Source organism: Streptomyces sp. NPDC006450 (assembly GCF_040612195.1).
In the GTDB taxonomy this organism is placed as follows: Bacteria; Actinomycetota; Actinomycetes; order Streptomycetales; family Streptomycetaceae; genus Streptomyces.
Genome location: NZ_JBEXPT010000109.1, coordinates 1 through 22272 on the forward strand (window position 1 = coordinate 1; position 22272 = coordinate 22272).

A 22272-nucleotide genomic window follows, 5' to 3' on the forward strand; every position below is an offset into this window, starting at 1 on the left:
GGTCGGGCGTTCCCGTCGAGGCGGGCCGATGACGCCCGCAGCGCCCGCAGCGCCCGTAGCGCCCGTAGCGCCCGTAGCGCCCGCGACCACCGAGACGCCCGTCCCGCCCGTCACGCCAGTGACGCCCGTGACGCCCGTGACGCTGGACCTGGACAAGCTCTACGCCGCCCGGCTGCACGCCGTACGCGTGCGGCCGTACCTGGCCACGGCGCTGTTCGCCCTGCACGTCGTGGAATCGCGCCGGGTGCCCACGATGGCCGTCGACAAGCACTGGCGGTGCTACGTCTCGCCCGGCTTCGTGGACCGCACTCCCGAGGAGGAACTGGCGTCGGTCTGGGTGCACGAGGTGTCCCACCTGCTGCGCGACCACCACGGACGCGGGGACCGGGTCGCTCGTGAGCGCGGGCTGACCGGCCCCGGGGAGCGGCTGCGGATGAACATCGCGGCCGACTTCGAGATCAACGACGACGTGTACGGCGACGGGCTGGTCAGGCCCGTGGGCGCTGTCCAGCCGGCGGCCGTGGGGCTGCGGGAGGGGGAGCTCATGGAGGAGTACCTGACGCAGTTCGGGCTCGGACCGCACACCCAGCACATGGCCTGGCTGGACTGCGGCAGCGGCTCCGACGGGCTGGAACGGGACTGGGACCTCGGAGCGGACGGCGCGCACGGCCTCAGCGAGCAGGAACGGGACGCGGTGCGGTTCCGGGTGGCGCAGGGCATCACCGGCCGGCCGGGAAGCACCCCGAGCGGCTGGCAGCGCTGGGCGGAGGAGGTGTTCCACCCGCCGCAGCCCTGGCGGGAGTTGCTGGGAGCGGCCGTCCGAACGGCCACCTCCGGCTCCGGCGCGGGCGACGACTACACCTACAGCCGGCCGTCGCGGCGTTCGGCCGGGGTACCGGGCGCCGTGCTGCCGAGCCTGCGGCGCCGGCCGCCCCGGATCAGCGTGGTCATCGACACCTCCGGCTCCGTCAGCGACGCCGAACTGGGCAGCGCGCTCCTGGAAGTCACCGCCATCGCGCGCGCGGTCGGCGGACGCCGGGACCTGGTCACCGTGGTGCCGTGCGACGCCTCGGCCCGGATCGCCCATCCGCTGTGCCGCGCCGAGGGGATCCCGCTGCTGGGCGGCGGCGGTACGGATCTGCGCACGGGCTTCGCCACGGCGCTGCGCTCGGCGCCCCGGCCGGACGTGATCGTGGTCCTGACCGACGGGCAGACGCCCTGGCCGAGCACGCGGCCGCCGTGCCGGACGGTGGTGGGGCTGTTCCCGCGGCAGGGGTGGCGGAGGCGGTCGTGGGACGAGGACCGCCCCGACTACGTCCCGGACTCGCCCCCCGCCTGGGCGCGCGTGGTGGAGATCGGTTAGCCGGGCGGCGGACGGCGGCTACCGCTTCGGCCAGTACCAGAGGGGTTCGTCCAGGGGGCCCTCGCGGCTGGCCACCTCGGTCCGGCCGAAGTCCTTGAGCAGGGTGATGGTCTGCAGGTCCACGCGGTGGCGGCGGACGCCCGCCGCCAGGGCCTCCGCCAGCGGGGCGGCGTGCGTGACCACGACCGTCTGGGTGTCCCGGGCCACCGTCAGGATCAGGTCCGCGAGGGGGTCCAGCAGGTCGGGGTGGAGGCTGGTCTCCGGCTCGTTGAGCACCATCAGGGCGGGCGGGCGCGGGGTGAGCAGGGCGGCCGTCCACAGCAGGTAGCGCAGTGTCCCGTCGGAGAGTTCCGCCGCGCCCAGCGGCCGCAGCAGCCCGTGCTGGTGCAGCTCCAGCTCGAAGCGGCCGTCCCGTTCCGCCACCGCCACGGTGCTGCCCGGGAAGGCCGCCTCGACGGCCGCGTCCAGCGCCGCGTGGTCGCCGGTCTCCCGGATCGTCTGGAGCGCGGCCGGCAGATCGGAGCCGTCCGCGGCGAGTACGGGCGTACGGGTCCCGACGCGCGGGGTGCGGGCCGGCGCGTCGGCGTCCGTGCGGACGTGGTCGTAGAACCGCCAGGAGCGGATCAGTTCGCGCAGGGCCAGCAGGTCGGGGGCCAGCTGCGGGTCCGCGAGTTCGCTGAGCATGGAGTCGTACGGGCGCAGGACGCCCTGCGTGCGGTGCCAGCCGCCGTCCGCGGTCCGGGTGCGCACGGCGGGCCCGGCGCGGTCGGAGAGCAGGGCCGCGGGGCGCAGGACCGGCCCGGCCCAGGTGCACTCGCGTTTGATCTCGGGGTCGAGGCCGAAGAGCGAGCCGCCCACCGGCGCGGGATGGCCGAAGTCCACCGCGTAGCCGAACTCGTCCCCGGCGAAGCCGAGCCGCAGGCTCACCGGTTCGGAGCGGACGGTCGGCTCGACGGGGTGGCGGCCCTCGCGCACCGCCCGCCCGGTCTTCTCCGGGCCGGCCCACAGGGTGGAGGGCAGTCCGCCCTCCCGGGCCAGCGCGGCGATCGCCCCGCCCCGCGCGGAGTCGGCCAGCAGCCGCAGCGAGCGGTACAGGCTGGACTTGCCCGTGCCGTTGGCGCCGGTCACCACGGTGAGCCGGCCGAGGGGGACGACGAGCTTGCGCAGGGAGCGGTAGTTCTCCACCGCGAGGGTCGTGATCATGTCGTGTTCATGCGGCGGTCATGTCTCCGGGTGCTCCTCGGGGGCGAGGAAGCGGCCCATCGGCAGCACCTGGCGGCCCCAGGTGCTCGCCATGATCTGCCCGGCGAGCAGATACGTGGCTCCGAGCGCGGCCAGCAGTCCGCTCCAGCCGGTGATCCGCTCCCAGATCACCGAACCGGTGAACCCGCTGATCGTCATGGCCACGAAGACCGCCAGCACGCACGTGAAGGTGGACAGCAGCACCAGGTGGATCCGCCAGCTGCCGATCCACAGCACGAACACCACGAACACCCACGGCAGCGTGAACAGCCCGCTCACGTCCCCGCGCAGCGCCGGATCGGTGGCGGGCAGCACCCACTGGATCAGGCAGGCCTTGGCCATCCAGAACAGTCCGAAGCCGGCGAAGACGGTGGCGTGCCAGGTGTCGCCGCGCTGGGCCTGGAAGAGCCCCGCCAGCAGCTGGGCGAGCCCGCCGATGAAGAATCCGACCAGCGGGAGCACCGAGTGGCCGAGCTTTTCGGGGAAGACGCCCGCGTCGATGCCGGTGGCGATGACGGTGACCACGATGAAGCCGGTGAGACCGAGCGCGCCCAGCTGGGCCTGCGCGCTCGGCTCCATCCGCTTGACGGAGACGGCCTGTTCGGCCGGGCCCATGCGGTTGAGGGCATGGAGGGGGGTGTTCACCGCGCCGGTTCCCTGTCCGGCAGGGCGTCCGGCTCCCCGGGGAGCCCGCTGCCCACCGCGGCCCCGGCCCTGCCCCTGCGGCCCGCCGCACAGGCCAGCGTGACCGCCGAGCCGAGCACGGCCCAGCCGCTCAGGACCAGCAGCGGACCGGTGAGGTCATTGCCCTTGAAGTACGCGATCGAGCGCGCGGCGTACGTGCCCGCCCCCGGCGGCAGCCACGGGCCGATGGCCCTCCAGAACGGCGGCAGCAGCGGGTACGGGTAGGCGCCGCCGGCGCTCGGGTTGCCGAGCACCACCACCAGCAGGATCGCCAGGCCGATGCCGACCACGCCCGCGAGGCCCTGGAAGGCCAGGGTGATCGCCCCCACCGCGAAGACCACGAGGGCGCCGAGGCCCCACAGGCCCCAGATGCTGCCGGGCAGCGCGTCCAGGATCGGGTCCGCGATGACCGCGCCGAGGAGTCCGGCCGCCACGGCGTACGCGAACAGCGCGCCGAGCCGGATGACGGCGCGGTGGACGTTCGCGGGCCGGGCACCCGCGCTGATCGCGAGGATCGCGGCACACAGGTAGCCGCCCACGCACCAGCCCACGACCAGGTAGAACGAAGTCAGCGCGCGCCCGTCGCCGGGAGCCGCGGGGGCCACGTCCACGACCCTCACGGTGCGGCCCTGGGTCTTCTCGACGAGGACCACGACCTCCTCAAGGGCCTGCGACAGGGAGGCCCCGCCGCCGCTCGCGACCAGCAGCTTGTCGGTCGTGCTGGTCGGGTCGACGATCAGCGCGCCGTCCACGTCACGGTTCTGGATCTGCCGGAGCGCCGTCGCCTCGTCCTGTACGGCGCGGGGGGCCAACGGCTCGCCCGGCAGCGCGGAGAGCTGTTTCGCCGTCTGCTCGGCGATCCGTTCGGCCGGCGCGGCCACCGCGATCGGTATCTCGCTGGGCTTGGGGTCATGGAAGGCCCCGATGTACGAGGTGATGAAGGCGAGCTGGAGCGCCAGTACGCCCAGGACCAGGAGAGCGGCCCGGGTGGTGACGGCGTCCTTGATCTCGGCGAGGAAGCCGCCGGACTGCCCTGGGTCTGCGTGGGTGGGCTGGGTCATGTCTCACACGCTCGGCGTACCCGGCGCGGGTCGCAGCAGGGGAGGGCCGAATGGCTGACGGCCGTCAGGGTGGCCCGCGCATTTTTTACCGCCGCGTAACTTCCCAGTTTTGCTACTCGCCCGTAATTTAGCGGCTGCAGCACCCCCCTTGTGATCCGGATCACGGGATGCACCCCCACGTACTTCCCGCGCCATCCCTCGGTACTCCCCTTGAGCCGCAAGGAGATCACACGATGCTGCCCTGGAGACGCCTGCTCCGCCCGCTGGCCGTCCTCACCCTGACCGCTGCCGCGCTCGTCGCCCCCACCGGAGCGGCCCAGGCCGCCTCGGCGCCGAGCAGCGGCTGGAACAACTGGTCCTGCAAACCGTCCGCCGCCCACCCCCGGCCCGTCGTCCTGGTCCACGGAACCTTCGGGAACTCCGTCGACAACTGGCTCGGGTTCGCGCCGTACCTCGTCCACCGGGGCTACTGCGTCTACTCCCTCGACTACGGGCAGCTGCCCGGCGTCCCGTTCTTCAACGGGCTCGGCCCCATCGCCGACTCCGCCGGGCAGCTCGACGTCTTCGTGGACAAGGTGCTCGCCTCCACCGGAGCGGCCGAGACGGACATCGTCGGCCACTCCCAGGGCGGCATGATGCCCCGCTACTACCTGAAGTTCCTCGGCGGCGCCGACAAGGTCAACGCCCTGGTCGGACTCGCCCCCGACAACCACGGGACGACCCTGCTCGGCCTCACCGGGCTGCTCCCGTACTTCCCCGGAGCCGGGGACCTGATCAGCACGGCCACCCCGGGCCTCGCCGACCAGATCGCCGGATCGGCCTTCCAGAACAAGCTGAACGAGGGCGGGGACACCGTCCCCGGAGTCGCGTACACGGTGATCGCCACCCGCTACGACGAGGTGGTCACCCCGTACCGGAGCCAGTTCCTCACCGGGCCCAACGTCCGCAACGTGCTGCTCCAGGACCTGTGCGCGGTGGACCTCTCGGAGCACGTGGCCATCGGGCTCACCGACCGGATCGCCTGGCACGAGGCGGTCAACGCCCTCGACCCGGCGCACGCCACACGGACCACCTGCGCGTCGGTCTTCTCCTGACGGTGCGGCGGGCGGCCCGTACGGCGGGCCGCCCGCACTCGGCCACCGGTCACCCGGGGGCCCGGTGAGCAGGTCAGCGGCCGTGGCGGCCCGGGGTCGCACGGCGGCGGGCCACGCCGAACAGCACGGCCGCCCCGACGGCCATGACTCCGGATCCGGCGATCGCGATCACCGGGGTGGCGCCGCTGCCGCCCGTCTCGGCGAGGTGGGTCCCGCTCTTCGAGGGGATCGGGGACGGGGTGCCGCCGCCGTTCGTCGTCGGGTCGTTGTCCCCGTGCCCGTTGTGCTCCACGGTGGACTTGCCGGCGCCTTCGGAGATCTGCTGGTCGGTGGGGGCCGAAGGCCGCTGCGAGGGCTGCTGCGACGGCTGCTGCGAGGGCCTGGAACTCGGCTTCGCACTCGGCTTCGAGGTCGGCTTGGAGCTGGGCTGACCCCCGTTGCCGCCGTTGCCGCCCGTGCCGCTCCCGCCGGTGTCCTTCCCGAAGACCACGTCCGAGCAGGTGTAGAAGGCCTCCGGGCTGTCCGAGCGCTGCCAGATGCTGTAGATCAGGTGCCGGCCGGTCTTGTTCGGGACGGTGCCGGAGAAGACGTAGTCGCCGGACCGCATCCCCGGGTCGGTGACCTTCGCGAAGGGGGCCGGCTCCAGGTCGGACCACTTCAGCGGCTTCGACGGGTCGTAGCCGTCCTTCGTCACGTACAGCTCGAAGGAGCCCTTGTGCGGGGCGGTCCCCTTGTAGCGGAAGGTGTGCGGCCCCGCGGCCATCGGGCTCGCCGGCCAGTCGGCGCGCGCCAGGTCAAGCCCCTTGTACTTGTCGTTGCCCGCCGAGCACAGCTGCCCGTCCGGGATCAGCGCCTTGCTCTGACCTGCCGCGTTGGCGATGTTCACCGCGTTCCAGTCGTAGAACGCCTGCGCTCCGCTCGCCGCGACCGCCGCCTTGCAGGCTGCCGACCTGGGGGATTCCGGGCCCTCTGCGTAGCACGCCGCCACCCGGCTGACCGGGTCCGTCATCGAACCGTGGGCGGCCGCGGGAACGGCGGCGTACGCGGCCACCGCGAGCGGGGCGAGGCCGGCGGCGGCGATGCGGGCGGCGGTACGGCGTGCGGGCATGGTGGATCTCCTCTGGGCACGGCACAGGGCTGCGCGAGTCGTGGGTGCGCCGGAAGGCCGAGGCTGTGCGGCGCCGCCCCTCACGGGTCGCGGCGCCGCCTCCGGCCCTCCCTGGCCCAGCCAAACTAACCGCCAGGAACCCGGGTCCGACGGGCTTGGAGCCCCAGGAGCCCATCCTTAGGGCGCACTTAAGGGGGCGGTAAGCGAGGGCTCAGGAAGCGGGTCCGGCCGGCCGTTCCCCCGTGCGCGCGAACGTGTCCGCGGCTGCTCTCCTTGCCGGGGCGGCCGAACTCCCCGACGATGCTCCAAGGCCCCGGCCGTCCGGGTCCCCGGGCAGCCGCAGGGGCACCGGAGGACAGGGGAGACAGTGAGAGACCACCGCATTGCGAGAAGGCGTCCCGGGGCGGCCGCCTCGGCACTCGTACCGTTCCTGGTGCTCGTCGGGCTGCTGCTGGGCCCCGCGTCGCCCGCCGCGGCCGCCGCGCCGGCCGCCCGGCAGGCTCCCGCCGCGGCGGCGCTCGCGCACGGCGCCCTCCCGGCCGTCGGCGCCGGTGCGGCCGCCGGACTCCACGCGCCGGCCTCGTCCCGGGACCTGGCCCTGGTGACCACCGCGGACAAGAAGAAGGACAAGAAGAAGAAGGGCAAGAAGAGCAAGAAGAAGGGCGGGTTCTTCGGGACGCTGCTGATCGTCCTGCTCGTCGTCATCGTGTTGGGCCTGGTGCTGTTCGGGGTCCGCCGGGCCCTGCGCCGCAGGTCGTCCTAGGCTGCCCTTTCGGATCTTGCCGGGCGGCCCGGGCCGGGCAAGATCTGACAGAGACGGCCTAGGCGAGCAGGGCGGCCAGTCCCGCGGCGGAGCGGGCCTGGGCCTCCAGCGTGTCGAGGGCCCGTACCGCCTGGGCGGCCGCTTCGGGATCGGTGTCGGCGAGCCCGCTCTCGGCGAACTCGTCCTCGTCGAGCCGCAGTACGGAGCCCCCGTCGGCCGACACCCACAGGTCGAGGTCCAGGTCCTCGATCAGGATCACCCCGTCCTGCACCGACGCAGGGCGGGTGACGTCGCAGTACCAGCCCTTGAGGGCGCCTTCGCCCGTCCGCACCTCCTTGACCGCGTACCAGCGGTCGCGCCAGAAGTGCTCGGTGAACACGTCGCCCGGCTCGAAGCGGACGAAGCCGAAGTCCCGTACGCCGGGGGCCGCCCAGGGGGCCCGTACGGTGATCCGGGTGCCGGTGTCGGCCACCAGCTCGGCCGGGTAACGGATCTTCGTACGGCCCGCCTTGGCGAGGGCGACGGTCAACTGCTCGGTAGGCCGGTCGGTCATCGGGGTGTCTCCGGTCTCTCGGGGTCTCGGTCCAGGTCGGGGTCGTTCAACGGTCCGATGGGTGCAGGCGCTTGGCGAAGCGGGTCTCGGTCGCGCAGACCTCGTACCCGAACCGGGTGTTGATCGCGAGCATCGGGGCGTTCGCGGTGTCGTTGCCGGTGAACGCCTCCGTGTAGCCCGCCGCGCGGGCCCGCAGCAGCGAGTCGGTCTTGGCGGCCCCTGCCAGTCCCAGCCCGCGGAACGGGCGCAGGGTGCCCGTCATCGCGGAGGAGTAGCGGGTGCCTCCGTCCGTGTGGGCGGCCGTGAAGGCGGCCACCTCGCCGTCGACCAGGACCACGGTGGTGAGGTCCAGATCGAGGTAGGGGTGGTTCCAGGTGTGCCGCAGCCAGTCCTCGTAGTCGTCGAAGTCCTGTGGCACGTCGCCCGGTTCGTCGGAGCTGGCCGCCGCGTCGGCCTCGAAGAGGGGCCGCGGATCGGCGGCGAAATCCGAGCCGGCGCGCAGTTCGGTCCCGGCCGGCAGGTTCCCGGGAAGCGCGGGCAGTGCGGCCGTGGTGAGGTCGAGGCGCAGGAAGTGCGCGGAGCGGGAGGCGTGGTAGCCGTGCCGCTCGGCGAAGGCGCGGTGCGGCGGCTCGTCGAGGACCCAGGCGTACGCGTCCTTCGCGCGTGCGGCTCCCAGATGCTCCTCGGCCGCGCCCAGCAGGGCGGCCCCGGCGCCGAGCCCGCGGTGGGCGGGGTCGACATAGGCGTTGACGAACCCCTGGCCCGGTTCGGGGCTGTCGTAGACGATGCCGACCTGGGCGGTGCCGACGACGAGGCCGTCGGCGTTCTCGGCGACGAGGAGGCGGTAGCGCTTGTCGGGGTGGGCGGAGGCCAGCTCGAAGGCCACCCCGCGGGCGGTGCTGATCATGAAGGGGAGGGCGGCGCGCCGCACCCGTACGACGGACTCGGCGTCGTCCGGGTCGCTCGGGCGCAGGTCTCGGATAGAGGTGATCACGTGTGCGACGGTAGGGGCGGCAGGGGGCCCTGCGCCTGCGAATTTCCCGGCGGATGGGGGACAATCGGCGCGTGACCTCGACTTCTCCGCACCTGAAGATCCGCATCGACGGCGCGGCGGGCGCCGCCGCCCCGTACGAGCAGCTGCGCGCCCAGATCGCCGGCGGGGCGCGGGCGGGCCGGTTGCCCGCCGGGTTCAAACTGCCGACGGTCCGCGGGCTCGCGGAGGAACTGGGGCTGGCGGCGAACACGGTCGCCAAGGCGTACCGGGCGCTGGAGTCGGACGGTGTGATCGAGACGCGCGGTCGCGCGGGGAGCTTCGTGGCGGCGGCGGGCGACGGGCCCGCCCGCGAGGCGGCCACCGCCGCGCAGGCCTATGCGGAGCGGGCGCGGCGGCTGGGCCTGACCTTCGACGAGGCGACCGCGGCGGCGCTGGAGGCGCTGCGCGCACGGTACGCGGACTGACGCCCGGGCGGCTCGTCCCGGCCCGCCCTGCGCGAGGCCTTGCCTTGCCTTGCCTTGCCTTGCCCTGCCTGTCCTGCCCGACCTGCCGTACGGCGCCGCGCCGGTCAGTCCTTGCGCGGGCTCAGCCGGGCCTGGAGGTGGTGCTGCATGGGCTGGCCCACCGCTGCCATCTCCTGCACGATCGTCAGCTCGCCGTCCTGGAGCGCGTACCGGCGCTTCATGCCGGTGACCTCCTTGGCCCGCGGGGTCAGCCCCACGGTGTCGGTGGCCATCTCGATCTCCGTACCGGAGACGTGGCCGACGTACGTCTCGACGATGCCCGTCGGGTGGGCGAGCGTGACCTCGACCGAGGCGTCCGGGAGGATGCGCCACCACCCGGTCTCCCGCCCCGCGGGGCGCAGGGGCGTGCCGTCGGCGTCGATCAGCCAGGCGCGGGACTCGTAGCAGAGGAAGGGCCGGCCGTCGTGGCTGAAGGTGATCTCCTGCTCGTACCGGAAGCCGTGCTCCAGCGTCGGGTACTCGCCGCTGCCCCGGCCGTGCCAGCGTCCGATGAGGCCGAGCACCGGCTGGAGCTGCGGGTGCGGTTCGGGGCCCTCGCCGAGGACGTGGCTGTCGGGGAAGGGATTGTCCTGCGCCGGTTCGAGCACGGTGCGTTCTCCTGTTTCGTGGTTCCCCCGAGGGTGCGCGCGGCCGGTGGGGGCCTTCGGCCGCGCCCCTCATTGTCCTCGCCGTGCGCGCCGGACCCGTGCGCGCCCCGCACCTACAAGTACAGCCCCGCCTCCGTGTCGTGGCCCTGCGGCGGCAGCAGGGCGGCGGGGCCCGCGGCGCCGCGGCGCAGGGCGTAGAGCTCCGCCAGGGTCGCGCCCTCGCGGGAGATGCCCTCGTCGGTGCCGAGCCAGTCCACCGCCTCGCGGTGCGTCAGCCGGCCGATCTCGATGCGGGCGAGGCAGCGGCCCGGCCGGACGACCGCCGGGTGGAGCCGCTCCAGGTCCTCGTTGGTGGTGACGCCCACCAGGACGTTGCGGCCCTGGCCGAGGAGGCCGTCGGTGAGGTTCAGCAGGCGTGACAGCGCCTGCCCGGCGGTGTGCCGGGCCTCGCCGCGGATCAACTCGTCGCAGTCCTCCAGCAGCAGGAGCCGCCAGCGGCTCTTCGCGGTGCCCTCGTCCTCGCCGATCGCGATGTCCATCAGGTAGCCGATGTCGTTGAACAGCCGCTCCGGGTCCAGTACGCAGTCCACCTGGCACCAGTCCCGCCAGGACCGGGCGAGCGTGCGCAGGGCGGAGGTCTTCCCGGTGCCCGGAGGGCCGTGCAGCAGGAGCAGCCGGCCGGCGATGTCGTCCGGGGTGATCTTCATCAGCCGGTCCATCGCCCCGGCCACCGGAGCGGTGTAGTTGGGCCGCACCTCGTCCCAGGTGCCGGCCGCGATCTGCCGGGTCGTGCGGTAGGGGCCGCGGCGGGGGGAGACGTACCAGAAGCCCATCGCGACGTTTTCCGGCTGCGGTTCGGGCTCGTCCTGCACGCCTTCCGTGGCCTCGCCGAGCACGCCGGCGGCGAGTTCCTCGCTGACCGCCGTCACCGTCACGTCCGCGCCCCGGCTCCAGCGGGAGACGAGCATGGTCCACCCCTCGCCCTCGGCGAGCGTCGCGCTGCGGTCGCTGTCGCGGGCGGAGCGCAACACCGTTGCCCCGGAGGGCAGCAGGGTCGCTCCCGGCTTGACCCGGTCGATCGACACGCTGTGCGAGTGGGGCTGCTCGCCGGACGCGAAGCGGCCGAGGAACAGCGCGTCGACGACGTCCGACGGGGAGTCGCTGTCGTCGACGTTGAGCCGGATCGGCAATGCGTCTTGAGGGTTGGCTGGCATGGCGCCCATGATCCGGCACGAACTGGCCTCATGCACCCGTGTTTCGCCGGAACGGGTGGCGGGATTCCCTCTTCAAACGCCGTGCGGGTGAAGATTCGCACCGCATGTCTGCCCCGAACATTCTTGGCATGGACACTTCCAGTGGGCCTCGGCTCCTTGTACCACGGACTCAGGAGTAACTCCGGAGTAACCCCCCACGAGGAGCCGCACACATGAGCATGAGAATGCCTCGTTTCGCCGCCTTGGCCTCTGCCCTGTTACTCGCCGCGGGCGCAGCCCTGTTCGGAGCCGGCCAGGCATCCGCCGCCGCCGACTTCGGCTACGTCGCCCTCGGCGACTCGTACTCCTCCGGCGTCGGCGCCGGCAACTACGACAGCGCCAGCGGGAACTGCAAGCGCACCACCCGCGCCTACCCGGCCCTCTGGGCCGCCGCACACGCCCCCCAGACCTTCTCCTTCGTCGCCTGCTCGGGTGCTCGTACGGGTGATGTGATGAGCGGTCAGCTCGCACCGCTGAACGCGGGCACCGACCTCGTCAGCATCACCATCGGCGGCAACGACGCCGGGTTCTCCGACGTCATGACCACCTGCGTCCTCCAGTCCGAAGCCACCTGCGTGAGTCGCGTCAACCAGGCCAAGGCCTACGTCGACTCCACCCTCCCCGGCCAACTCGACCAGGTCTACAACGCCATCCACAGCCGGTCCCCGGGCGCCCGCGTGGTCGTCGTCGGCTATCCCCGCTTCTACAAGCTGAACGGCACCTGCGTGGCCGGGTTGTCGGAGGGCGAGCGCACGGCCATCAACGGCGCCTCCGACTACCTCAACGCCGCCATCGCCAAACGCGCCGCCGACCACGGCTTCGCCTTCGCCTCGGTCGCCGGCGCCTTCACCGGGCACGAGATCTGCTCCGGCAGCGCCTGGCTGCACAGCCTCAACTGGCTGAACATCGGCGAGTCCTACCACCCGACGGCCGCCGGACAGTCCGGCGGCTACCTGCCCGTCTTCACCAGCGCGGCTTGACGCGCAGTCGAGGACGGGCTGAGCGCGTCACGGCCTGACGGCGTCGTGGACTGACGGCGTCACGGTCGCGAGCCACGGCCTCGCGCGCCACGGCCCGGCGCGTCACGGCCCGGCGCGTCACGACCCGGCGCGTCACGGGCTGGCCGTGGGCCCCGGGTTCGGTGACGGGGAGCCGGTCGGTGCGGACGTGCTCGGGGAGGAGGCCCCGCCCGTCGGGGTCTCCTCCTCGCACGTCACCGAGAACCCCAGCCAGGCCGAAGCCGCTTCCGAAGGCGCCCTGATCTCCAGCCGCACCGCGTCCTCGAAGGTCCCGTCCGGGGAGTGCGTCAGCTCCGTGTGGTCCAGCCGTACGCTCTTCGGCCCGCCCGCCGGGTACGCGAGGGTCTGCCAGCCGGGGCCCGAGGTCTGCCCGCTGCGCGTGGCCCAGCGGTACTCCACCACCGCCGGGGTGCGGTCCACCACGACGGTGGCGGTGAAGGCGGGTGCTTCGGCGGCGGGCGCCGGGCAGTCACCGCGATAGGTGTCCCGGACGGCCTGGACGGCGGACACCGTGATGCCGGGCGGCGGCGTGACCGAGGGGGAGGCGGAGGGGGAAGGTGACGGAGAGGGTGAGGCGCTCGGCGAGGGGGTCGGGGAGGGCGAAGGGCTCTGCGTGACGGTCGGGGTGGGCGTCGCCCCGTCTCCGCCGTCTCCGCCCGTGTCGCGGTCCCTCAGCAGCAGCCACCCCAGCAGGACCACCACCGCGAGCAGCACCACGATTCCGCCGGTCAGCACCAGCCCGGCCCCGTTCCGCTCGGGCTCCGGGGGGTACGCCGGCGTCGACCCGGTCCTGGGTGCGGGCACCGGCAGTGGCGGGGTGGGAGGGCCGTACCGGTGGTGCGCCACGGAGGTCGGGGCGTCAGGACCCGCCGCCCCCGCCGCCGCCCCCGCCGCCGGACCCGCCGCGGGACCCGACACCGGGCCGCCGGAGGCCCGTACGGTCCCGCCCGCGCCGACGACGCGCAGCATCCGGGCCGCCTCCGCCGCCGACAGCCGCTCCCCGGGATCCTTGACCAGCAGCCCTTCCAGGACGGGCGTCAGCGGCCCGGCCCGCAGCGGCGGCGGGAACTCCTCCTCCACCACCGCCCGCAGCGTGGCCACCGGGGACTCCCTGTGGAAGGGCGGGACTCCCTCCACGGCCAGGTACAGCGTCACCCCGAGCGCCCACAGGTCCGACTGCGGGCCCGGCTCCTGCCCCAACGCCCGCTCGGGCGGCAGGAATTCGGGTGATCCGACCACCTCGCCCGTCATGGTGATGGCGGTGGATCCCTCCAGGCTCGCGATCCCGAAGTCGCCGAGCACCACCCGGCCGTCGTTGGCGATCAGCACGTTGCCCGGTTTGACGTCCCGGTGCAGCACCCCCGCCTCGTGCGCGGAGCGCAGCGCGGCCAGCACCTGTTCGCCGATGTGCGCGGTCCGCTGCGGGGTGAGCGGCCCGTCGCCCTCCAGAACCTCCGCGAGCGAGAGTCCCCGTACGATCTCCATCACGATCCAGGGCCGGCCGTCCTCGGTGGCCACGTCGTAGACGGTGACCACGCCCCGGTGCGAGACGCGGGCCGCCGCCCAGGCCTCCCGCTCCAGCCGCCGGTACATCCGGGCCACCTCGGCCTCGTCCATGCCGGCCGGCGCGCGCACTTCCTTGATGGCGACCTCGCGCCCCAGGACCTCGTCCCGGGCCCGCCACACCATGCCCATCCCGCCGCTGCCGAGCGGGCCCAGCAGGCGGTAGCGTCCGGCGATGACGCGGTTGCCCTCGCCCCCGTGGGCGCCGGACTCAGTCACCGAAAGCCTCATTCACGCGCGCCCCCAAGAGCGTTACCGGACGATCACTCCAAGTTAGCGCAGAGTGCGCGCCGTGGCTCCGGTCGCGACAGGAGTCACGCAGCTGGCGGCGATGCGGTTCCCCGCCCCGCTCCGCGTTCCGCATGCCCCGGCGGATTTCGCGGAGAGTGACGATCGACTCCGCTGAGTAATCGTCAACTCCCGCTCGCCGAACGGGCAATTCACACGACCGGGATACCCGTGCGCGACGTGGGGACGATAGGGTTACCCTGCCCGGTGGGCCGGGTGCCCTCGTACGGGTGGGGAGAGACATGGAACAGATAGCAATGCGCAGCAGGCCGCCTCGCGTGCCTGCCATCACTTGCGGGAGTGGTGCGACCAGTTCGCGCCTCGACCGCCACCTCGCCGTGCTGGGAGGTCCTGCCGTCCCGCACCGCGAGACCGCCGAGGCGACGCTGCTCATGCGTGAGCTCACCTCGCGCGATCACACGCACCGGCTGCGGAGCCGGAGCGCGCGCGTATCGCTCTTCGCGCCGCTGCGCAGGCTGCGGCGCACCCTCTTCGGCAGCCGCCGCTCGTAACCGTCCGCCGTCCGCCGGCGCTCCAGGGGCGTACCCGCCCCCGCAGTGCCGCCGCTCCGTCCCCGGCCTGATCAACCCTGCCCAGTCAGCGAACCACGCCGTCCCGGCGCAGTGCCGTGATCTGTTCGCCCGTCATCCCCAGGGCGTGCAGCAGGGATTCGGTGTGTTCGCCGAGCGCTGGCACCGCACCCATGTGCGGTGCCGCGCCGCCGGGCAGGCCGATCGGCGGCAGCAGGGCGCGCAGCGGGCCCGCAGGCGAGCCCACCTCCCGCCAGCGGTCCCGGGCCTCGAGCTGCGGGTGAGCGGCGAGCTGTGCCACCGAGTTCAGCCGTGCGCAGGCGATGCCCGCGGCCTCCAGCCGCTCGATCGCCGCGTCCGCGCCGAGTCGGCCCAGCGCCTCGGCGACCACCGCGTCGGTCTTCTCCCGGTTCGCGGTGCGCGCGGCATTCGTCGCGTACCCCGGATCCTCGGCCAACTCCGGCCGCCCCAAAAGCTGTTCGGCCAGCCGCCGCCACTCCCGGTCGTTCTGCACCGACAGCAGGACCCGGTCCCCGTCCGCCGTCGCGTAGGCGTCGTAGGGAGCGATCACGGCGTGCGCGAGGCCCGTCCGCACCGGCTGGTCCCCGCCGTGCATGGTGTGGTGCAGCGGGTGCCCCATCCACTCGGCGAGCGCGTCGAGCATCGACACCTCCACCCTGCCTCCGCGCCCGGTGGTCCCGCGCCGCAGCAGGGCCGCGAGCACGCCCGAGAAGGCGTACATGGCGGCCGCGATGTCCGCCGCCGGGATCCCCGCCTTGACCGGCTGCTCCGGGGTGCCGGTCACCGAGACCAGGCCCGCCTCGCACTGGACGAGCATGTCGTAGGCGCGCTTGCGGGCGTACGGGCCTTCGGGCCCGTAGCCGGAGACGTCGACGGCGACGAGCCGCGGGTAGCGGGCGCACAGCGCGGCCGAGTCGAGCCCGAGCCGGGCCGCGGCCCCCTGGGCGAGGTTCTGCACGAACACGTCGGCCCCGTCGAGCAGCCCGTGCAGGACCTCCCGGCCGCGCGGGTCCTTGAGGTCGAGCGCGAGCGACTCCTTCCCCCGGTTGGCCCAGACGAAGTGCGAGGCGAGACCGTGCGCGGCGGTGTCGTAGCCGCGCGCGAAGTCGCCCCCGTCGGGCCGCTCGACCTTGATCACCCGGGCGCCGAGGTCGGCGAGCTGGCGGGTGGCGAAGGGCGCGGAAACGGCCTGCTCGACGGAGACGACGGTGATGCCGTCGAGGGGGAGGGGATCGGTAGCCATGCCCCCTGCCTACTCGATCACACCCGGGACTGTCACGAGGGACTGCCGATCCGCCCGCTCCGATCCGGCCGCGCCGGCGCTCTGCGACCGGGGTCCGGGGCGGAGCCCCAGGGGGTCCGGGCGCAGCCCGGTGCCCTTCCCAGCCCGTCCGGCGTTCGAGGACCGGGTCAGGGCGGAGCCCTGGGAGCGGAGGAAGGGCGGGTAGGGGACTCCGCCCCGCAGGGCCCCCGCCCACGAGGCCCCGCCTACGAGGTCCCGCCCACGAGGCCCCGCCTACGAGGCCCCCGCGGCCTCAGAGCAGCGCGAACTGCCCGCCCGGCCCCTCCTCCTGGTGATCCAGGACCGAGGCCGGCCGCCGGGCCCAGCCGGGCGGCGGCAGCACCCCACCCGCCCGCAGCTCGGCGGCGTCCAGCACCGGCCCCGGCTCGAACGCAGCCCGTTCCGGCTCCAGTTCGGCCAGCAGTGCCAGGGTCGTCACCAGGGCGAGCAGCTCCGTGGTCCAGCCCTGCGGCCACTCGGCCGGGCCCATCGCGTCCAGCCCCTCGGCCTCCGGGTCCCGGTGGGCGAGCCGTGCGGCGAACCAGGACTCCAGGACGCGGACGCCCTGGACCTCGTACTCCCACGCCCCGGCCGGTACGGGCGACACGGTGCCGGCGCCGGTGTCGCCACCTCCGCCCCCGAGGGTCAAGGTCTCGCTCCCCGGGTCGTACGAGAGCTCGCGCGGCCACGCCGGGAGTGCCGAGCGGACGTACGGCCGGCGCCCGCCGGGCAGCCGGGGGGCCTCGCCGCCGCGGGACCCGCGCAACCGGACGGAGAGCATCCGGTGGCCCAGCTCCAGCCCGTCCCGCCAGCGCGTGGCATCGGCGGTGAGGGGGACCTCGTACCCCCGGGGGCCGGGGCGGCCGGCGGCGAGGATCCAGCAGAGCACGTCCTCGGGGGTGACCCAGGTGCCGTAGCGCTCGCCGAGCAGATGCTGCAGCCCGGGGGCGAGATTGGGCTCGGCGCCGCCCGGGCGGCGGTGCAGCGGGCGGATCCGGCCGATCCGGCCGGCCGGGAGGTACGCGGTGACCAGCAGAGCCGCCGGCTGCGCGGGCTCCACGAGGAACAGCTGGTGCTCGTCCAGCACCCGCCACAGTTCCGGGCGGGCCAGGTCGATGAGCCGTTGGTCGGGCAGCAGCCACTGCTCGTCGAAGGGCTCGCGCAGGATCCGTACGGGATCGGGACGGGGCCCGGGCACGTCCGCGAAGCGGGCCGTGGAACCCGCGCGCTGGCCCGGCAGCGCCGCCGCCCCGGCGCCCGGGGTCCGCGCCCGGCTCGGGCGGAACAACCGCTCCCGCTCGGGGCCCTCGGCGGCGGCCAGGGCGGCCCAGCGGGCACGCAGGGTGGCCGGATCGGGGGCCGCGACCCAGGCCCGGCCCAGGCGCAGGGAGCTCACGGCCCAGGGCATCAGATCGTCCAGCAGCGGGTCCCGCGGGGATGCGTCAGCGCTCACCCGGCCGATGGTAGCGACGCCACCCGGTGACCGGGCCGCGTCCAGGCCGGAGAGTTAGGCTCGCTATGTAGGGATCTGCCCGGATCCGGACGGAGCCGGGCCGGACCAGGCGACCCGGGAGGCGGACATGAGCCAGTACGACGAGTACTCGACCCCGTCGCAGGCCGAGGGGGAACGGCTCGACGAGGACCTGGACGAGAAGCAGAAGAAGCTCCGCCACGCCCAGACGCAGCGGACCACGCCGTCCCAGGCGGAGGGCGAGCGCGGAACGGACGACGACGAGAAGTAAGGGACGACGACCAGAGGTAGAGAGGCCGACGGCCGGCAGGAACGGACGAGAAGGCCGCCAGGAACGGACGAGAAGGCCTGCAGGGACGGACGAGAAGGCCGCCAGGGACGGACGAGAAGGCCGCCAGGAACGGGCGACGACCAGAAGCGGACAGCCGGCCGATCAGTGTGCGTCGACGGTCACGGTGAAGGAGAACCGGTCCCCGCGGTACCGGATCCGCGCCACGTCGACCACCCGGCCGGAGGCGTCGTACGTGACGCCCGTGTAGTGCAGGATCGGGCTCAGCAAGGGCACTTGGAGCAGATCGGCCGTGAGCGGGTCGGCGAGCCGCGCCTCCACGGTGTCGGTGATCCGGCTGATGTCGACCTTCACGATGTCCCGCAGCACCTTCGTCATCGGCCAACGCTCCAGATCCGCCAGGTCGATGGAGTCGGCGAGCTCCGCACGCACCGCGTTCTCTGCCCAGTTGGTCGGCTCGCCGCTCTCGCTGTCGTGCCGGAGCCGGCGGTACGTGACCACCTCGGCGGTGTCCGGGAAGTGCTCCAGCAGCTCCCCGGACACCGCCGTCCGCTCGTGCCCGAGGATCGTCGTACGGTCGCCCGACTGCTGCGCCACGATCGCGTCGACCGAGCCGAGCAGCTGGACCGGTGCCCCGCGCAGCGCCGTCGGCTCGATGAAGGTCCCGCGCCGCCGGTGGCGGCTGATGAGGCCCTCGGTCTCCAGCTCCTTGAGCGCCTGCCGCATGGTCAGCACGCTCACCCCGTAGTGCTCGGCGAGCTGCTCCTCGGTGGGCAGGCGCAGCGAGGCGTCCGCGGTGCGCCCCAGTATGGAGGCGCGCAGCGACTGGGAGACCTGGTACCAGAGCGGGAGCTTCCGGTTCAGTACCAGCGAGTCGGGGGCGAAGGCGGTCACGGGTGGTTCTCCGTAGGACGGGGTGGGCGCGGCGGCGGCGCCGCGCGGCGTGCTGCTCGTGATGTTAGGCGCGGAAGTGGCGCTGGAGCCCCTGCCAGACGTCGTCGTATCCGCCCTGGAGGTGGTCCGCGCCGGCCGCCTGGGCGGTGGCGGTGATCGGCCAGCGGGTCTCGAACATGAAGGCCAGGCCGTCGTCGATCTTCTGCGGCTTCAGCTCGGCGGCGCTCGCCCGGTCGAAGGTCTCCCGGTCGGGGCCGTGCGCGGACATCATGTTGTGGAGCGAGCCACCGCCGGGCACGAAGCCCTCCGCCTTGGCGTCGTAGGCGCCCTCGATGAGTCCCATGTACTCGCTCATCACGTTCCGGTGGAAGTACGGCGGGCGGAAGGTGTCCTCGCCGACCAGCCAGCGCGGCGCGAAGACCACGAAGTCCACGCCCGCCAGGCCGGCCGTGTCGGAGGGCGAGGTCAGCACCGTGAAGATGGACGGGTCGGGGTGGTCGTAGCTGATGGAACCCAGGACGTTGAAACTGCGCAGGTCGTAGACGTACGGGACGTGCGTGCCGTGCCAGGCGACCACGTCGAGCGGGGAGTGGTCGTACGTGGCCGTCCAGAGGTTGCCGCAGAACTTGTTGACGACCTCGGTCGGACGCTCGTCGTCCTCGTACGCGGCCACCGGCGCGCGGAAATCACGGGCGGCGGCGAGCCCGTTGGCGCCGATGGGGCCCAGGTCGGGGAGCTCGAAGGGGCGGCCGTAGTTCTCGCAGACGTACCCGCGGGCGGTCTCGTCCTGGAGCTCCACGCGGAAGCGGACCCCGCGCGGGATCAGCGCCATCTCGCCCGGACGGGCGCTCAGCAGGCCGAACTCGGTGCGCAGGAGCAGTCCGCCGCGCTCGGGGACGATCAGCAGCTCGCCGTCGGAGTCGCTGAACACCCGGTCGGTCATGGAGGCGTTCGCGGAGTAGAGGTGGATGGCCATGCCGGAGCGCTGGGTGGCGTCGCCGTTGCCGCCGAGGGTCCAGAGGCCGGCCAGGAAGTCGGTACCGGGGGCCGGGTCGGGCAGCGGGTTCCAGCGGAGCCGGTTCGGGTCGGCCGGGGCCTCCGTGAAGGGCGCGCTGCGCAGGGCGCCGTTGCCGGTCCGGGTGAAGGGCGGGTGCGCGGCCGAGGGGCGGATCCGGTAGAGCCAGGAGCGGCGGTTGTGGGCACGCGGCTCGGTGAACGCGCTGCCGCTGAGCTGCTCCGCGTACAGGCCGAGGGGGGAACGCTGGGGCGAGTTCCGCCCGATCGGCAGCGCACCGGGGACCGCCTCCGAGCTGTGCTCATTGCCGAAGCCGGTGAGGTACTCCAGCGCCTCCGCCGTCTTCCTGGCCTGCTCGCTGCCGCCGCTCATTGCACGCTCCCGATCTGCAGAAGGAATCCTATGCCTGACAGTAGGATTCCTGGGCCCATGCGTCAACGGGGGATTTCGATCAGTCGGCCGCCGGGCGGCGGGCGGGGGGTCTGGCGGGGGCGGCGCGGCGAGCGGGGCGAGGGCCGTGGAGGGCTCCGGGGTGGGTGTCGGGGCGGGTTCCGGGGTGGGTTCCGGGGTGGGTGTCGGGTTACGACTTGGCCCGACTGAGGTCGTATCGCTGCGCGAGGGGATCCCAAAAGGTGAACATTGCTCTACTCTCACGCGCATGTCGTGGACCCGCAGGTTTCCTGCCGTGCCGGCGGCGCTCCTCGCCGCCCTCCTAGCGCTTCTGTCCCTCCTCGTCGCCGCGCCCGCCGCGAGCGCGCACGAGGAGCGCCCCGTCGAGCTCCCCGACGGCACCGGCTCCGTACCCGCCTACCGTGCGGGCGAGCCCGACCTGATCGTCTGCAAGACCGACCGGCCCGCCTTCGAGCGCCGGATATCCGCCTTCTCCGACGCCCTCAAGCAGCGCAACCTCGTCCTCTACGAACGCTGCGAGAAGAACGGCTTCCGCGACCTCCAGGCGGCGGTCGACGCCGTGGACCGCCCGGGCATGAACATCGCGATCCTCCCCGGCCTCTACGAGGAGGAGCCCTCGCTCCCCGCGCCGACCGGGGAGTGCGCCTCGCTCAAGGCGCCCAACTCCTCGCTCGGCTACCAGATCCTGACCTACGAGCAGCAGGTGGCCTGCCGCCACAACCAGAACCTGGTCGCCATCCTCGGCAAGAGGGACCTCCAGATCGAAGGCACCGGAGCCTCCCGCCAGGACGTGGTCATCGACGCCAAGTACCAGAAGCTGAACGCGATCCGCGCGGACAAGTCCGACGGCATCTACTTCCGCAACTTCACCGCCCAGCGCACCACCTTCAACTCGCTGTACGTCCTCGCGGCCGACGGCTTCGTCATCGACGACGTGCTGACCCGCTGGAACGACGAGTACGGCTTCCTGACCTTCGCCAGCGACCACGGGCTGTACAAGAACTGCGAGTCCTACGGCAACGGCGACTCCGGCATCTACCCCGGCAGCGCCTCCGACATCAACGACGGCCGCGGCTACGACGTCCCCCGCTACTCCATCGAGATCACCGGCTGCCGCAGCCACCACAACATGGTCGGCTACTCCGGCACCGCGGGCGACTCGGTTTGGGTGCACGACAACGAGTTCGACCAGAACATGGGCGGCGCCTCGATGGACAGCGCCTTCCCCGGCCACCCCGGCCTCCCGCAGAACCACGCCCGCTTCGAACGCAACCTGATCCACGACAACAACGCCGACTACTACCACTACGTCGCGGACGGCACCTGCGCGAAACCGCCCGTCGAGCGCGGCTACGAGCAGGGAGTGGTCTGCCCGCAGATCTCCATGCCCCCCGGCACCGGCATCATCACCGCCGGCGGCAACTGGAACCTCTACGAGAACAACTGGGTGTACGGGCATCAGCGTGCGGGCTTCTTCCTCTCGGCCGTGCCCGCCTTCATCCGCGGTGAGGAGGAGCTGTCCAAGCAGACCGACACCTCCCACCACAACCGCTACGCCGGCAACATCCTGGGCAAGGACAAGTCCGGCGCCTCCCGCCCCAACGGCATGGACGTGTGGTGGGACGGCCAGGGCCGGGGCAACTGCTGGCAGCAGGGCCCGGACGGCTCCACACCCGGCACGCTCCCGCAGTGCGGAGAGCGCCGCGGCGCGGTCTCCGGCGCCTCGGCCCGGCTCGCCGGGGAACCGGTGAAGCTGGCCCAGCTCCTCGTCTGCGCCGACTACAGCGTCCAGGCGCGCAAACTCCCGGCCGGCTGCGACTGGTACGGCTCCCGGGGCCTCCAGCGGGTGGAGACCCAGCTCGCCCTCGCCGTCGCGGCGGTCCTCCTCCTGGTCGGCGGCCTCCTGTGGTGGCGCCGCCTGCGCACCTCCCGGTGGGCCACGGCGGCCGCCCTGCTCGGCTTCGCGGGCCTGGCCCTGGACGTGGCCGGCTCCACGATGGGCCTGGTCGCCACCTTCGTCCCGGCACTGGCCCTGCTCTGCCTCGGCCTGTGGTGGACCGGCACCGGCCTCGCCCTGCGCCCCACCCGGCCCTGGCTGGCCCGCCTGACCTTGCTGCTGGGCGGGCTCACCCTCCTCGACGCCTTCGACAAGGCCGTCCTGATGGTGCCCTGGATCCCGCTCAGCCCCGCCTGGATACGGTCCCTCGTCGCGGTCCTCTGGGTCCTCTGGGCCGTCGTCGCCGCCGCCCGCCCGGGCGGCACT

21 protein-coding genes are annotated in these 22272 nt (G+C 73.3%); 8 read left to right on the top strand and 13 right to left on the bottom strand.

From position 1 onward, the window contains the following. Nucleotides 1-28: 28 nt before the first annotated feature. Complete coding sequence (locus ABZY57_RS25790; RefSeq protein WP_356515738.1) at nt 29-1363, top strand: VWA-like domain-containing protein; 1335 nt, start codon at nt 29-31, stop codon at nt 1361-1363. A gap of 18 nt (nt 1364-1381) precedes the next feature. Here the strand turns inward: ABZY57_RS25790 and ABZY57_RS25795 are convergent, their stop codons facing one another. Genes ABZY57_RS25795 through ABZY57_RS25805 form a run of 3 tightly spaced genes read right to left on the bottom strand, consistent with a single transcriptional unit; the run spans nt 1382 to nt 4350 of the window. Continuing rightward, nucleotides 1382-2566 (bottom strand): AAA family ATPase, encoded by a 1185-nt coding sequence (locus ABZY57_RS25795; protein WP_356515740.1) that lies wholly within the window; start codon nt 2564-2566, stop codon nt 1382-1384. An 18-nt stretch (nt 2567-2584) separates the two neighbouring features. Continuing rightward, nucleotides 2585-3250, bottom strand: a complete 666-nt coding sequence (locus ABZY57_RS25800; RefSeq protein ID WP_356515742.1) for an acetate uptake transporter — start codon at nt 3248-3250, stop codon at nt 2585-2587. Next, the gene (locus tag ABZY57_RS25805) at nt 3247-4350 is read right to left on the bottom strand and encodes a DUF3533 domain-containing protein (RefSeq protein WP_356515744.1); all 1104 of its coding nucleotides are present in this window, start codon (nt 4348-4350) and stop codon (nt 3247-3249) included. The genes ABZY57_RS25800 and ABZY57_RS25805 overlap by 4 nt, the downstream gene beginning before the upstream one ends. 233 nt (nt 4351-4583) lie before the next feature. On the opposite strand from ABZY57_RS25805, the gene ABZY57_RS25810 reads away from it, so the two are divergent. Then, nucleotides 4584-5444, top strand: coding sequence for an alpha/beta fold hydrolase (locus ABZY57_RS25810; protein WP_356515746.1), 861 nt, complete (start codon nt 4584-4586; stop codon nt 5442-5444). 73 nt (nt 5445-5517) lie between these two features. Here ABZY57_RS25810 and ABZY57_RS25815 read toward each other — a convergent pair whose 3' ends face one another. After that, nucleotides 5518-6552, bottom strand: a complete 1035-nt coding sequence (locus tag ABZY57_RS25815; protein WP_356515748.1) for a lytic polysaccharide monooxygenase — start codon at nt 6550-6552, stop codon at nt 5518-5520. A 367-nt stretch (nt 6553-6919) separates the two neighbouring features. On the opposite strand from ABZY57_RS25815, the gene ABZY57_RS25820 reads away from it, so the two are divergent. Beyond that, a complete protein-coding gene (locus ABZY57_RS25820) occupies nt 6920-7315 on the top strand; it encodes a hypothetical protein (RefSeq protein ID WP_356515750.1) in 396 nt (131 codons plus the stop codon). 58 nt (nt 7316-7373) lie between these two features. Here the strand turns inward: ABZY57_RS25820 and ABZY57_RS25825 are convergent, their stop codons facing one another. After that, nucleotides 7374-7868: a DUF402 domain-containing protein gene (locus tag ABZY57_RS25825; RefSeq protein WP_356515752.1), complete on the bottom strand. Its 495-nt coding sequence runs from the start codon at nt 7866-7868 to the stop codon at nt 7374-7376. A gap of 46 nt (nt 7869-7914) precedes the next feature. Next, a complete protein-coding gene (locus ABZY57_RS25830) occupies nt 7915-8862 on the bottom strand; it encodes a GNAT family N-acetyltransferase (RefSeq protein ID WP_356515754.1) in 948 nt (315 codons plus the stop codon). 53 nt (nt 8863-8915) lie between these two features. On the opposite strand from ABZY57_RS25830, the gene ABZY57_RS25835 reads away from it, so the two are divergent. Next, the gene (locus ABZY57_RS25835; protein ID WP_356515756.1) at nt 8916-9326 is read left to right on the top strand and encodes a GntR family transcriptional regulator; all 411 of its coding nucleotides are present in this window, start codon (nt 8916-8918) and stop codon (nt 9324-9326) included. Between the two features lie 104 nt (nt 9327-9430). Here the strand turns inward: ABZY57_RS25835 and ABZY57_RS25840 are convergent, their stop codons facing one another. Both ABZY57_RS25840 and ABZY57_RS25845 read right to left on the bottom strand, forming a co-directional pair. Further along, nucleotides 9431-9973 (bottom strand): FABP family protein, encoded by a 543-nt coding sequence (locus ABZY57_RS25840; RefSeq protein WP_356515758.1) that lies wholly within the window; start codon nt 9971-9973, stop codon nt 9431-9433. A 113-nt stretch (nt 9974-10086) separates the two neighbouring features. Beyond that, the gene (locus ABZY57_RS25845; protein ID WP_356515760.1) at nt 10087-11187 is read right to left on the bottom strand and encodes a DUF5925 domain-containing protein; all 1101 of its coding nucleotides are present in this window, start codon (nt 11185-11187) and stop codon (nt 10087-10089) included. A gap of 218 nt (nt 11188-11405) precedes the next feature. Here ABZY57_RS25845 and ABZY57_RS25850 point away from each other — a divergent pair, with 218 nt between their 5' ends. Continuing rightward, a complete protein-coding gene (locus tag ABZY57_RS25850; RefSeq protein WP_356515774.1) occupies nt 11406-12206 on the top strand; it encodes an SGNH/GDSL hydrolase family protein in 801 nt (266 codons plus the stop codon). A 132-nt stretch (nt 12207-12338) separates the two neighbouring features. Here the strand turns inward: ABZY57_RS25850 and ABZY57_RS25855 are convergent, their stop codons facing one another. After that, entirely contained in the window at nt 12339-14039 is a 1701-nt protein-coding gene (locus tag ABZY57_RS25855; protein ID WP_356515762.1) for a serine/threonine-protein kinase, read from the bottom strand. A gap of 299 nt (nt 14040-14338) precedes the next feature. Between ABZY57_RS25855 and ABZY57_RS25860 the strand changes: the two genes are divergently transcribed. Next, the gene (locus ABZY57_RS25860) at nt 14339-14608 is read left to right on the top strand and encodes a hypothetical protein (RefSeq protein WP_030720225.1); all 270 of its coding nucleotides are present in this window, start codon (nt 14339-14341) and stop codon (nt 14606-14608) included. 85 nt (nt 14609-14693) lie between these two features. Here ABZY57_RS25860 and ABZY57_RS25865 read toward each other — a convergent pair whose 3' ends face one another. Then, nucleotides 14694-15890 (bottom strand): CaiB/BaiF CoA-transferase family protein, encoded by a 1197-nt coding sequence (locus tag ABZY57_RS25865; RefSeq protein WP_356515764.1) that lies wholly within the window; start codon nt 15888-15890, stop codon nt 14694-14696. Between the two features lie 292 nt (nt 15891-16182). After that, on the bottom strand, nt 16183-17337 hold the full coding sequence (locus ABZY57_RS25870; RefSeq protein ID WP_356515776.1) for a type ISP restriction/modification enzyme: 1155 nt from the start codon (nt 17335-17337) through the stop codon (nt 16183-16185). 172 nt (nt 17338-17509) lie between these two features. On the opposite strand from ABZY57_RS25870, the gene ABZY57_RS25875 reads away from it, so the two are divergent. Continuing rightward, nucleotides 17510-17671 (top strand): hypothetical protein, encoded by a 162-nt coding sequence (locus tag ABZY57_RS25875; RefSeq protein ID WP_356515766.1) that lies wholly within the window; start codon nt 17510-17512, stop codon nt 17669-17671. 162 nt (nt 17672-17833) lie between these two features. On the opposite strand, the gene ABZY57_RS25880 is transcribed toward ABZY57_RS25875, so the two are convergent. After that, on the bottom strand, nt 17834-18583 hold the full coding sequence (locus ABZY57_RS25880) for a GntR family transcriptional regulator (RefSeq protein ID WP_356515768.1): 750 nt from the start codon (nt 18581-18583) through the stop codon (nt 17834-17836). Nucleotides 18584-18647: 64 nt separating this feature from the next. Further along, on the bottom strand, nt 18648-19970 hold the full coding sequence (gene hmgA / locus ABZY57_RS25885) for a homogentisate 1,2-dioxygenase (protein ID WP_356515770.1): 1323 nt from the start codon (nt 19968-19970) through the stop codon (nt 18648-18650). 286 nt (nt 19971-20256) lie between these two features. Between hmgA and ABZY57_RS25890 the strand changes: the two genes are divergently transcribed. Next, on the top strand, nt 20257-22272 hold a 2016-nt coding region (locus ABZY57_RS25890; protein ID WP_356515772.1), incomplete at its 3' end, for a right-handed parallel beta-helix repeat-containing protein.